Here is a 12,913-nt window from a genome sequence, read left to right on the forward strand (position 1 = left end):
AATAACCTCTGTAATGGGCCCTGCTAATTCAGCAGGGCCTGTTGGCGACGAAAATTACTGATTGAAGCTGGACAGTATTGCCTCAACTTCAGGTGCTTCTGCTTTCCATTCCTCGATCATAGTAGCGCCGATCTTATTCAGTTCAGCCATCAGCTCTGCCGACGGCTCGGAGACAACAATCCCTTTCTCAGCCAGAGTTTTTGTATCTTCCAGAGCCTTACCCCGAACGCCCGCCCAGCCTTTAGCTTCAGCATTAGCTGCGGCAGCAAGAATGACCTGTTGAGTGTTCTTATCAAGGCGCATGAAAGAGCGCTTATTTGCCACTACGACGTTCTTAGGTATCCAGGCGCGTACATCGGTGTAGTGGCTTAGATAATCCCAGGCTTGTCCGTTAACTCCGGTAGAAGGTGAAGTGATCATCGCATCGATGATACCGGTGCTGAATGCCTGAGGAATTTCAGGTACCTGAACCGTGGTTGGTGAGGTGTTCATCAGGTCAGCCAGACGTGAGGTAGAAGGGCTGTAGGCGCGCATCTTCGATCCTTTCAGATCGGCTAAAGAGTTAACCGGAGCTTTGGTATAGAGGCTCTGAGCAGGCCATGCCACGGTATATAGCAACATCATGCCTTCTTTGTTAAGTTGCTTCTCTACCTCAGGTTTGGCCGCGTCCCAGAGTTTTTCAGCGCTATCATAAGTGGTTGCTAAGAAAGGAATATTATCGTGCTTAAAGACCGGGTGGGTGTTACCCATGATACCGATAAACACTTCGCCCAGCTGAACCTGACCGGTTTTCACCGCACGGGGAATTTCAGGATGTTTGATCAGTGAAGCACCGGAGTGAACCACGATATCCAGCTCTCCGGAGGTGTTGCTTTTGATCTCTTCGGCAAACTGGTGGGCGATCTGGGTTGGCAGGTTAGCATCACCATACGGGGTTGGCATATGCCACTGAGTTTCTGCTGAAACGCTACCCACTGCTCCTAGTGTGAGTAAGGATGCGAGCAGGACAGTGGTTTTCTTAGGTACAAATTTCATTATTATTCTCCAGGTCAACGGTTGGTTAGCGATACCAAGGGCATTTGCTACCTTAGTAATTGCAATCCTTGTACCAGACCTAAAAAATAAAATAATATACTTATAAAACAATTAGTTGTGTTTTAAATCGTATGAGGGTAAACCTTGCGTGAGTCAATTTTGACTCAGTTCACGTGCTTTTCATGAGTCAGTTTTAACTCATTCGCCGACAAAGTTACTCCGTTCCAGTCCATGCTTTTTCATTCGCAAATAGAGCTTTTTCCGCGGGATGCCCAGGGCTTCGGCGGTCAGTTCGGCATGGCCGTTATTCGCTGCCAGGGCCGCAGCAATAACTTCCCGCTCATAGTTATCTATAAGCTCATCCAGATTACCCGACTTGATTGTCTGGGTATTGTCCGCATCGGTTTCGATCGAAAGCCCCAGCGTCCAGCGTTCCGCAGCATTACGTAACTCACGTACATTGCCCGGCCAGTTCTGCGTGCGAAGTTTCTGTAATAAAAGTTCAGGAATCGGTCTGTTTTCACGTCCGAAACGCTGATTAGCCTGCTCGACGAAATGGCAAAACAGGACGGGTATATCTTCCTTACGCTGATCCAGGTTAGGGATCTCAATACTGGCTACATTCAGGCGATAATAGAGGTCTTCCCGAAATATTCCCTGATCAGAGGCATCGCGCAGATTAACCTTCGATGCCGCAACAACCCGAATATCGATCTCAATTTCGGCATTTCCACCGAGGCGTTGCAGAGTTCGTTCCTGTAACACTCGTAACAACCTCACCTGGAGTGAAGCGGGCATGCTTTCGATCTCATCCAAAAACAGGGTGCCGCCGCTGGCATACTCTATTTTACCGATGCGTTTTTTGTTTGCCCCGGTGAAAGCACCGGCCTCATGGCCAAACAGCTCACTTTCTATGACTGATTCCGTTACCGCACCGCAGTTAAGCGCAACAAAAGGTTTATCGGCCCGCGGGCTGAAATCATGCAGACACTTCGCAACAACTTCCTTGCCGGTACCTGTGGCACCGTTGATGATCAGGTCCACATCGACCTGAGCCAGTTGTAACACGGTATCACGCAGGCGCATTATGGTTGCGCTTTGCCCTACCAGGCGGTTATCAATTTCGTGTTGACCTTGTATCGCTTGCCGTAAGCGTCTGTTCTCCAGTACCAGCTGACGTTTTTTCCAGGCCCGCTGTACCGTATTGAGATGGTGCTGAGGGTCATCGGTTTTTTCCAGAAAGTCGTATGCGCCCAGACGTATTGCCTGAACCGCGATAGCGATATCCGAATGGCCGCTAAACATGATCACGGGTATTTCCGGGTCAATTTCGAGGATCAGCTGCAATACATCGAGCCCGCCCATGATATCCATACGGACGTCACAGATAATGACCCCTTGCCAGCTTGTTGAGCATTGGGCAATTGCGCTCTGGGGGTTTTCAAACCCGGTGGCGTTATAGTCTTCAAGCTGAAGTGTCTGAATCATTGATTCACGGACAATCTCTTCATCATCAATGACTATTACCTGGCCATCAGATATGGCTGAACTCATGACTTACTTCTCCGGAATTCTGGTAACTGAATACAAAATGACGCGCCGCTTCCCGATCCATCATCTACGGTTAGCTTGCCGCCAAAACTTTTTATTATGTTGTAGGAAATAGATAAACCCAGTCCCAGACTTTGCCCACGGCGCTTAGTCGTGAAAAATGGTTCAAAGATCTGTTCGCGTAATTCTTTGCTAATTCCGGGGCCGTTGTCACGGACATGGACCTCAAACCAGTCCTGCTGATGCAGGCAGTCAATCGTTATCAGCTTTTCTGGCTGATCATTAATGGCATCCAGAGCATTGGTGATCAGGTTAAGGACAACCTGTTCAAGTTGCACGGCATCGGCATTAACCAGATTACGGTCATGATCAAAACTAACGTTTATCGATGTGAGTTTTCTTACCTCATCACCTTCAAGCATTGATAAGACGTTATCCACCACCAGTCGCAGATCGACCATCACCAGATTGTCCTGTTGCTTGCGGGCTAATGACTTAAGGCGCGTAATTATGGTGGTTGCGCGTTTAGTTAGGTTGGAAATCTGATTAAGATTTTTCTCAGTCTCTTCCAATCGGCCAGACTTTATCAGCCGCAAACCGTTATGCGAGTAATGGCCAATTGCAGACAATGGCTGATTAATTTCGTGGGCTATACCTGCCGATAGCTGGCCCAGTGCCGCGAGCTTACCGGCCTGTACCAGATCTTCCTGTAGAGTGGTTAGCTGATCGCGGAAACTGACTAATGAGCGCGCCATAGTACCAATCTCATCGCTACCCTTAACCTGAACTTGTTCATCCAGATTGCCATTGGCAATCGAGCGCATACTGGCGTCCAGACTAGTAATTCTTCCGACCATATTTCGGCCTACATACAGCCACACAATCAGGATAGAGAATAATAAACTAGCGGCGACCATTAACAGCATCCAAATACGGCCTTTCTTGATTGTTTCCCGGGCACTTTGTGCTGAGACTTGAGCGGCGGCTTCTGTTTTATCTGTCTGCACAGCAACTTGTTGATTTAAATTGCCCAGCTCTTCTCTGATACGACTAAGCAGCAACTCACCGGATTGTAGAATGGCCCGTTCTTTACTACGGATGGTAAACATATTGTCTTCCCCCCGGGTAAGAAAAACGATATTTACGATGGTTTGCTTCAATGCCTGAATGCCCTGTAGATTTCCTACGGCATCAATATCTTGTTTAATCCGTAAGATAATCTCATCGGAGTGCGCCTGGGTTGCGATCAGAGAGTTTAGATCAGGCAGGTGCTGGGCCCGATCTACTAAGTTAATCAACAGATTTGCATCAGCTTTGATACGGAACAATCCCTGTAAATCAGCATTGATCTTGCTGACGGCATCTCTACCGAAGTTGTTCATAGAGATCCAAGAATCAGGAGAGTCCTGATTGAAGAGGCTAAACAGATACTGCTGCTCGTTTTCTATGAGCCTGTTGATATCACTTAAAAAACTTGAGGCGACCCAGCGGAGACGTTGGTTTTCAGAGCTCTTTTTCTGCTGTATTTCGAGTTTTTGGAATACGTTTCTATCAAGTTCGGATAGCGTGCTATTTAATGTTTCAATCTGTTCAGACAGGTTTTTTTGCGCCTGATTGTCCTGTGTGACAGCAGAAATTTGCGGCAGTAAATCAGCCATGCCGGTTATATTGAGATTTAAATCCTCACGGATTTTCTGACGACCCTGTTCATCTTTCACCGCGAGTAAAGTGGGGGCCATCAGGGTTATTTTGGTACCACGCTCTTTCAGATCAGCCATCAGGCTAAGGGTATGTATACTCCCCTCAACCACTTGATTTAACTCATCCCCGAGGCGGTTATACGACATCCAGCTAATAATGCTTGTGAGTATAGTTAACGCACTTAATGCGGCAAATGCTAAGAAAAAGCGGCCGCGAATTCCTAACCGATACTTACTTTTCATATGAAGGATGCCTTGATTAATCTATGTTGCATCATAGCCATAACAGAGATTAATTAGAAATTATGCTTCTGCTAAGCAGACATTATCATCCGCTGTGAACGGGTTGTAGGCAATCGCTATAATTAAGGCTACCCTTAAAATCCTATTAAGACATTATCCTGGCAGTGGAATAAGCTGATGCTTATGAAAACAATAAAAAACTACTCAGTCTCACTCCTTTTTTGTCTGGCGGTAGCAGGCTTTAGCGGTGTTTTAGCGGCGAGCGATACTATCATCATCAAGGCTGTAGGTACCTGGGGGTATTTCACCAATTACCAAAAACACGAGGGGCCCTTCTGGAATCAGCGTATTGCTGATGTAACCGAGGGACAGATTATCGGTGAAATTAAGCCGCACACTGAACTTGGCTTACAGGGTTATGAAATCATGCGCCTGGTAAAAAATGGTGTGTTTGATTTTGCCTTTGGTCTGCCGGGGTATGTAGTACCAGAAAGTGAAATATTTGAAGGGGCAGATCTGTCTTCACTGGTACAAAACATTGATGTGCAGAAACAGGTGGCGAATGCTTATTTTCCGACACTCGAACGCGCCTTTGCGGAAAAATATAATGCAAAACTAATGATGCTATATCCCTTCCCAAGTCAGATGCTTTGGTGTGACCAGAAGATAAGTAATATTGAAGACCTGAAAGGGAAGCGGATAAGAGTCTTTTTGACGACGTTGGGGGATTTTGTTGAAGGTATTGGAGCTATTCCAGTAAGTGTCCCTTTTAATGATGTGCCTGATGCTCTCAGAAAAGGCATCGTTGATTGCGTCATTACCGGCACGATGTCAGCTTATACCGGAGAGCTGTATAAGGTGGCTTCCTATGGGTTCACTTTACGGGTGGGCTGGGGGCTTGCCTTCGGCGCAATGAATATGAATAAGTGGAATTTGCTAAGCGATAAACAAAAGACGCTTTTACAAAATGAAATCTCAGTTTTAACTGAAAAAATGTGGCAGGAAACCGCGACGGAAGATGCCATTGCACTGGCCTGTCTGTCAGATGGCCCTTGTTCTATTGGTGAGACAGGCAAGATGAAGCTGGTAGAGCCTTCCGATGCCGACCTTATTGTCCGTAACCAAATTGCTACGGAGGTAATCTTACCGCGTTGGGCGGAGCGCTGCGGGCCGGAATGTGCAGCTAACTGGAATCGTACGGTAGGAAAAGTCCTTGATTTGAGGGCAGAGGCGAAAGCCAGGTAATCCAGAGTTATCGGGGTTTCCGTTAATACTCTGCTGTTATCAATTTTCTGTTTGAGCGATGATGCCTCCTAATATGCTGGAGATCGAAGCGTACAGTCGGAAGATGTGCGTATTGGCCCTGATGGCCGTTCGGCGGGGAAGTCGTATAGACTTTTGCTCTGGCCTCGTTTATCTCTGTAATCTGTAGTTTCCCCTACTGACTTTGCTACACTGCATTAGACGCCTTACAGATCGAGTAGCGCATATAATGATGCCCGCTGACATAGTATTGAATGCTCATGCCGTTGCCGTTTTATTACTGACAGCTTTGGCTCTGTTTCTTTTTACCCGGGACTGGCTACCGCTGGAAACATCCAGTTTATTTGTCTTAGCCGCTCTGGCTACCGGTTTCCAACTCTTCCCCTATACTGCTGATGGCGAAACCATTCATGCCGTAGATTTCTTTTCCGGTTTTGGACATGAAGCCTTAATCGCGGTTACTGCGTTGATGATAATAGGGCACGCGCTGGCCCGAACCGGCGCCCTTGAACCTGTTGGCAGGGCTTTGACTCGCCTATGGGAGGTTTCACCAAAACTTTCCTTTTTACTAACCTTGATAGTCGGTGCTGTATTGAGTGCGTTTGTTAATAACGTGCCTATTGTTATTTTACTGTTGCCTATTCTTACCAGTGTTTCGTTGCGCACCAAAACATCGGCATCACGAATTCTGATGCCCATGGGCTTTGCCACTCTGATAGGGGGCATGGGCACCACCATCGGCACGTCTACCAATTTGCTGGTGGTCTCGGTGGCTGTCAGCATGGGGATGGACCCCTTTTCCATGTTTGAGTTTATGATGCCCGTAGCAATCAGCAGCATGTTGGCAATCATGTACTTATGGCTGGTGGCGCCAATAATGCTACCCGATAGAGAGTCGGAACTTGGGGATGCGTCGCCACGGGTTTTTTCCGCCGCGTTACATATTAATCAAGATGGTTTTTCTGAGGGTAAAACACTAGAAGAGATCATCGAGCAGACAGATAAGTTGGTCAATATCAAATTTGTCAAACGGGCTGGTAGCGATACGCTGACCGTACCCTCTCGGCAAATGACCCTGAATCAGGGAGATCAACTGCTGGTGAGTGATAGTCCGGAAAACCTAAAAACCTATGAAAAGCTGTTGGATGCCGATTTATACAGTAGTGATATAAAAATAGATGAAGACCATCCTTTGCAGGCAGAAGATCAACAATTGGCGGAACTCATCATTGCCCAGGGCTCGCCACTATTAAACACGTCCGTTTCAAAAACACGCTTTGCTGATAGATACCAACTGGTGATCCTGGCCTTGCATCGCTCCGGCCCGCAGAGCCGCCAAGCCGTGGCGGATATAGACAATGCGCAGTTGCAGGTAGGCGACGTATTGCTGGTACAAGGTGCGAGTGAAACAATCGCAGACCTTAAGCAGCAAGGTAAGATACTGGTGCTCGATGCCACGTCTCACATTCCCCATTCCCAGAAAGCGCCGCTGGCATTAATGATTATGATCGCGGTGGTTGGTATAGCGGCGCTGGGTATTTTGCCCATCGCCATTAGTGCCGTCTGTGGCGTGTTGTTATTGGCACTGACAAACTGCCTGGGCTGGAAAGATATGGCCGAGGCCGTCAATACTCAGATTATACTGATTGTTGCGGCATCATTAGCGTTGGGGTTTGCCATGCTTGAAACTGGCGCCGCCGATGCGATGGCGGCCGGTTTTGTCTATCTGACGGCGGATATGTCGGTGACGATGCAGTTAAGCGGGTTGATGTTACTGATGGCAGTGATGACCAATATAGTCTCAAACAATGCTGCAGCCGTGATTGGCACACCCATAGCGATCGGGATAGCCAATCAATTAGGCATGCCACTAGAGCCTTTTGTGCTGGCCGTGTTGTTTGGTGCCAATATGAGCTATGCCACGCCAATGGCTTATAAGACCAATCTGCTGGTAATGACCGTAGGGGGCTACACCTTTAATGACTTTTTAAAAGTCGGTATCCCGCTAACAATTATAATGTGGTTATCTCTGAGTTTTTTGATACCGGTATTTTATCCGGTTGGGTGATGTAGATGTATTCGACATAGCAGCCCTTAGTCGATGGCCCGAAACGATAGGATTCGAGAGTGCTTAGATGTAGATGCTTCGCGTTTGCCTCACAGGCAGATCCGCTGGGCTAGATTTCAGTAGTTTCTAACCCCAATCTTTTACGCTGAATAGTGTCCACTATTAGCTAGTCAATCTCAGTTTGTTTTCTTCGTCACAGATTACCGCTTTCAAGTAAAACGAGATTGGCGCTATCTGGTGCCAATATTCAACAAACTAAACTTAAAAATTGGATCCTAATTATTTGTAGATATTGGGGCTATAAAAGATCCATTATTAGATTTAGTCTTCAGTGTATGAACTCGAACGCTCATTGCCATGCGCAGGTTATGAAAGGGGAAATATTATGACGACTGAAACATTGCAAGAGAATGTCTATTTGCGGCCATTGAGTGGCGCCGAAGTTACCACGCCCCCTCCAGCACTTGCCCCTGCACGTATTAAGCTTGAAGGGGAATACGTAGTGCTTGAGCCGATGCGCTCCGATCAGCATGCCGAAGCGCTGTATCAGGCTAGTCATGATTCAGAACAGGGTTTGAAAATATGGGACTATCTGGCCTACGGGCCCTGGCCAGATTTGAGCAGTTATACCGCTGCGATAAAGCAGCAGAGCGCCGATCCGAACCAAATATTCTTTGCCCTGCGCTGTAAAGCGAGTAACGAGGTTTGCGGTCAGGCCAGCTTTCTGGACATCAACCCAATTAACGGGGTGATTGAGATCGGTCATATCTGGTTTGGACCACAACTGCAAAAGACGCAGGCGGCCACTGAAGCGCTTTATTTAATGATCCGATACGCCATGGATGATCTCGGTTATCGTCGAATGCAGTGGCGTTGCAATTCACTGAATGAGAACTCCCGCTCCGCCGCCGGCAGACTAGGCTTTAGATTCGAAGGGATCTTCTACAATCACATGATCTTTAAAGGTAAAAACAGAGATACCGCCTGGTACTCAATTCTGGATAACGAGTGGCCAGTAGTGCGGGAACTGATCGAAAGTTGGTTGGCTAAGGATAACTTTGATGTAGAAGGGCGAGTCATCAATTCATTGTCACAGATGATCCAACATCGTGGGGCGGATGCCTGGAGCCGAACCTGATTCTTTAAAGTGTGCAGTGAAGGGCGTTTAGAAATATTCATAAAAATACTCTGAATCGGCCTGTTTTCTGGATTGTGAATAACAAAACGCAGCGTAAAGACCTGCCCTGTGTAAGGAGATGAAAATGACGATTACTGTGTCTGCTTTGAGCTTAGGTGACCGTGGGCAGTGGGAAAAACTCTATCGAGGATATGCCGATTTTTACCAGATGCCGATGGAGCAACAAACTCTTGATCAGGTATGGCAGTGGATCTTTGATTCGCAAAACCGATTCTTTGCATTGATGGCCAAAAATGAGCATGGCGATGGAATAGGGCTGATGCATTATCGGGAGATGCCATCACCGCTTCGAGGGGCTGCCGTTGGCTTTTTAGATGACCTTTATATCGACCCTGATTGCCGTGGCGAAGGGGTAGTTGATCAGTTGTTCGAGTGTCTGAAAGAAGAAGCGCAATCGAACAATTGGCCGTTTGTTCGTTGGATAACGGCGGAGAACAATTACCGGGGACGGGCCGCCTATGATCGCCTGTCAGATAAAACACAGTGGCTAACCTATCAAATGAACGCTAACTGAGAGGTTAGGATTTCTAAGTCGACTCTAACCCTGGTTTCTTCGATATGAATTCAGGGGCTTTTAATTACGGACGCATCAAGTTGAGCTGTTGTCAGGCTTTTTAATGATCTCTCCGTTTCTAGTGTCGGGGTAAACAGAGTTAGAAAACAGAAAAAGGAGAAGAGGCTTCTAGCCTCTTCTCTGAGCTTATTCTGCGATCGGGCTATTCATTAGCCTAGATTTCAACCCATCCTCTTAAGCGCGCATATCTTGTTACCGGAGGGATCAAGCAGATATGCGAGGTAGAGACCTCCATTTGGATTTTTACGTACGCCTGGAGCATCCTCACATGTGGAGCCTCCATTAGCGATCCCTGCCGCATGCCAGGCATCAGCTGCTGCAGTCGTTTCGGCTGTAAAACCGATAGTACTGCCATTACCGCGGCTAGCGGACTCACCATCAATAGGTTTGGTGATTGCAAAGACGCCGCTTTCGCTGCGATAGTAACAACGGTCTTCAGTGCTCATCACGCCAGGCTCGTAGCCCAAAGCGCCTAAAACCGCATCGTAAAAAGTCTTTGACGCTTGAATATCGTCTGCACCAACCATGATATGACTGAACATTCCTAAAACCCTCGATGATAAGTTTAATGTGTCAAAATTAGCTAGACCCAGAGTACCGGTCAATTGAAGTAAGAGCCACTGCTTAGTCTACTTTGCCGACTACCCTGCGTGTTTCACTTAGAAACGGCGCTGCGACAGGCGAAGCCGGAACCGCTTCAGCTGGCCCGAAGGGTAGTCGCTTGCAGCTATAAACTCGGGGCTCAGACAGTCTTCGCTTTATTCCGTTTCACCGTTTCATTGCTCAGCTGCGCAGAAGGGACGTTAGGCCGTGCCAATAGATATTTCATGTAAATTCATAAATTAAACACTCTGATTCTATTGATTTTTGACCCGCATAAACGCGAATAATTTCGCCGATATATTGTTGAAATCATCATTTTCTAGGTGGATTGTTTTTCCTTCTTGATACAAGTCATATACTACATATGGTGTTTTAAATAATATTCACGTCAATATATAGTTATTTGCATGCATCTATTTCTTATTCTTGTCTATGTAGGTGCTTTTTATATCAGAGGAAAAACGCATGCCCGCATTGTTAGAAAACACCGTGCTCGAGAGCCCGTTAAACAGCTCAGAACTATCGACAGCAGAAATCACCCTGCAAGATACATCCCTTGATATTTGGGATACCAAATATTGTTTAAAGTCGAAGCAAGGAGTCATGCTCGACAACTGCATTGATGATTCCTTTATTCGTATTGCTAAAGCTCTGGCAGCGGTAGAAGTGGATGAAAAAAGCCAAGCACATTGGAATAAGCAATTTTTATGGGCGTTACGCCATGGCGCTGTTCCTGCTGGTCGGGTTATTTCCAACGCGGGGGCACAGCAACACAAACCTGCAACCTCAACAATAAACTGCACCGTATCGGGCACTATCTACGATTCCATGGATGATATCCTAGGTAAGAACCATGAGGCTGGACTCACCTTAAAAGCCGGTTGCGGGATTGGTTATGAGTTCTCTACCTTGCGGCCAAAAGATGCCTTTGTATCAGGTGCTGGGGCTTATACCTCTGGACCTTTGTCCTTTATGGATATCTTTGATCGCATGTGTTTTACCGTATCTTCAGCCGGGGGGCGGCGCGGTGCGCAGATGGCAACTTTTGATGTGGGCCATCCTGATGTTCTTGAATTTATTAAAGCCAAACGCGAAGATGCGCGCTTACGGCAGTTCAATCTATCATTACTTATTACCGATCAGTTTATGCATGCCGTCAATGCAGATAATGACTGGCCGCTGGCGTTTCCACTGACTGAAAAAGAACAGCAACGAGATAACATCAATCTTGCTGACTCCCAACAAGTCTTATGGCGAGAGTGGCCGATTCAACAAGGTTATATCACTAATAGTGAAGGGCTGGTGGCTTGCAAAATCAGTAAAACGGTCAGAGCAACACACCTATGGAACGCCATTATGAGTTCCACATACGACTTTGCTGAACCTGGCTTTATTCTGATCGACAAGGTAAATGAGCAAAATAACAATTGGTTCTGTGAGAATATCCGCGCAACGAACCCCTGCGGAGAACAACCACTACCGCCTTATGGTAGCTGTTTACTCGGTTCTATTAACCTTACCAAGTTTGTACTAGATCCATTTACTAACCAGGCTTGCTTTGATTGGGATAGTTTTAAAAGTACTGTGACCATCTTTACCCGTATGTTGGATAACGTGGTAGAAATCAACGGGTTACCCTTAGCAGAGCAGCGTCATGAAATTAATCATAAGCGCCGCCATGGTATGGGTTACCTTGGGCTAGGCTCCACTATTACCATGCTTAAAATGAAGTACGGTGATGCCGCATCAGTTACCTTTACCGAACAAGTGACTAAAGAATTAGCCATTACTGGTTGGCGCGCAGGCCTAGATTTGGCAAAAGAGAAGGGCGCCGCACCCATTATGGAGGAGCAGTTTGAAGTCTCTGGCGAGATGTTACGCAAACGCCCCGAGATGCTCGATGATGGTTATAAAGCAGGGGATTCAGTGACAGGTAAAGTACTTCACGCCCGTTATAGCCGCTATATGCAAAAGATAGCTAAAAGTGAACCTGAGCTAGTTAAGCAATTAGCAGAGCATGGCTGCCGATTTACCCACCATAGTTCCATAGCACCAACAGGAACCATTGCGCTATCAATAGGCAACAACGCCAGTAATGGCATTGAGCCGAGCTTTGCGCATCACTACTCACGCAATATCATTCGCCAAGGGAAAAAATCTAAAGAGAAAGTCGATGTGTTCTCTTATGAGCTTCTAGCGTATCGCCATCTGATTAATGCAGAGGCCATGCCTTACAGCGATAACACAGAGCAACAGCTTCCCGACTATTTCATCTGTGCTGATGATATTCATCCAAAGCAACATGTCGATATACAGGCAGCAGCTCAAAAATGGATAGACTCCTCAATATCCAAAACCGCCAATGTGCCCACCGATTATCCATATGATGAGTTCAAAGATATTTACCTTTATGCGTATGAGCAAGGACTAAAAGGTTGTACTACTTTTCGTTTTAATCCCGAGGCTTTCCAAGGTGTACTGGTAAAAGAGCAAGACCTAGAAAATACCCTGTACGAGTTTACGCTGGCAGATGGCAGCACCGTAGAATTAAAAGGTAATGATGAGGTTGAATACGATGGTGAGTCACACACAGCGGCTAATCTTTTTGATGCACTAAAAGAAGGCTACTACGGTAAGTTTTAATATTAACCTTATATATCAGGTGCTTAGGTTGTTGA

The 12,913-nt window shown here is 46.6% G+C and carries 9 protein-coding genes; 5 read left to right on the forward strand and 4 right to left on the reverse strand.

Annotated features, from left to right (window positions below; genetic code table 11):
- Positions 1–54: 54 nt before the first annotated feature.
- The 3 genes from QZZ54_RS00845 to QZZ54_RS00855 form a co-directional block, all read right to left on the reverse strand.
- Positions 55–1,035, reverse strand: coding sequence for a TRAP transporter substrate-binding protein (locus QZZ54_RS00845; RefSeq protein WP_290697244.1), 981 nt, complete (start codon positions 1,033–1,035; stop codon positions 55–57).
- A 198-nt stretch (positions 1,036–1,233) separates the two neighbouring features.
- Complete coding sequence (locus tag QZZ54_RS00850; protein WP_290697247.1) at positions 1,234–2,589, reverse strand: sigma-54 dependent transcriptional regulator; 1,356 nt, start codon at positions 2,587–2,589, stop codon at positions 1,234–1,236.
- Positions 2,586–4,529, reverse strand: a complete 1,944-nt coding sequence (locus tag QZZ54_RS00855) for an ATP-binding protein (RefSeq protein WP_290697249.1) — start codon at positions 4,527–4,529, stop codon at positions 2,586–2,588. Before QZZ54_RS00855 ends, QZZ54_RS00850 begins: the two co-directional genes overlap by 4 nt.
- Before the next feature lie 183 nt (positions 4,530–4,712).
- Here QZZ54_RS00855 and QZZ54_RS00860 point away from each other — a divergent pair, with 183 nt between their 5' ends.
- The 4 genes from QZZ54_RS00860 (at position 4,713) to QZZ54_RS00875 (ending at position 9,572) form a co-directional block, all read left to right on the forward strand.
- Positions 4,713–5,774, forward strand: coding sequence for a TRAP transporter substrate-binding protein (locus QZZ54_RS00860; RefSeq protein WP_290697251.1), 1,062 nt, complete (start codon positions 4,713–4,715; stop codon positions 5,772–5,774).
- Positions 5,775–6,021: 247 nt separating this feature from the next.
- Complete coding sequence (locus QZZ54_RS00865) at positions 6,022–7,860, forward strand: SLC13 family permease (RefSeq protein WP_290697254.1); 1,839 nt, start codon at positions 6,022–6,024, stop codon at positions 7,858–7,860.
- A gap of 385 nt (positions 7,861–8,245) precedes the next feature.
- Entirely contained in the window at positions 8,246–8,998 is a 753-nt protein-coding gene (locus QZZ54_RS00870) for a GNAT family protein (protein ID WP_290697257.1), read from the forward strand.
- Positions 8,999–9,122: 124 nt separating this feature from the next.
- Positions 9,123–9,572, forward strand: a complete 450-nt coding sequence (locus tag QZZ54_RS00875; RefSeq protein ID WP_290697259.1) for a GNAT family N-acetyltransferase — start codon at positions 9,123–9,125, stop codon at positions 9,570–9,572.
- 221 nt (positions 9,573–9,793) lie between these two features.
- Here QZZ54_RS00875 and QZZ54_RS00880 read toward each other — a convergent pair whose 3' ends face one another.
- On the reverse strand, positions 9,794–10,174 hold the full coding sequence (locus QZZ54_RS00880; protein WP_290697262.1) for a VOC family protein: 381 nt from the start codon (positions 10,172–10,174) through the stop codon (positions 9,794–9,796).
- Between the two features lie 526 nt (positions 10,175–10,700).
- On the opposite strand from QZZ54_RS00880, the gene QZZ54_RS00885 reads away from it, so the two are divergent.
- Positions 10,701–12,878 (forward strand): adenosylcobalamin-dependent ribonucleoside-diphosphate reductase, encoded by a 2,178-nt coding sequence (locus QZZ54_RS00885; RefSeq protein ID WP_290697265.1) that lies wholly within the window; start codon positions 10,701–10,703, stop codon positions 12,876–12,878.
- Positions 12,879–12,913 lie beyond the last annotated feature (35 nt).

Source organism: Amphritea sp., assembly GCF_016744155.1.
Lineage (GTDB): Bacteria > Pseudomonadota > Gammaproteobacteria > Pseudomonadales > Balneatricaceae > Amphritea.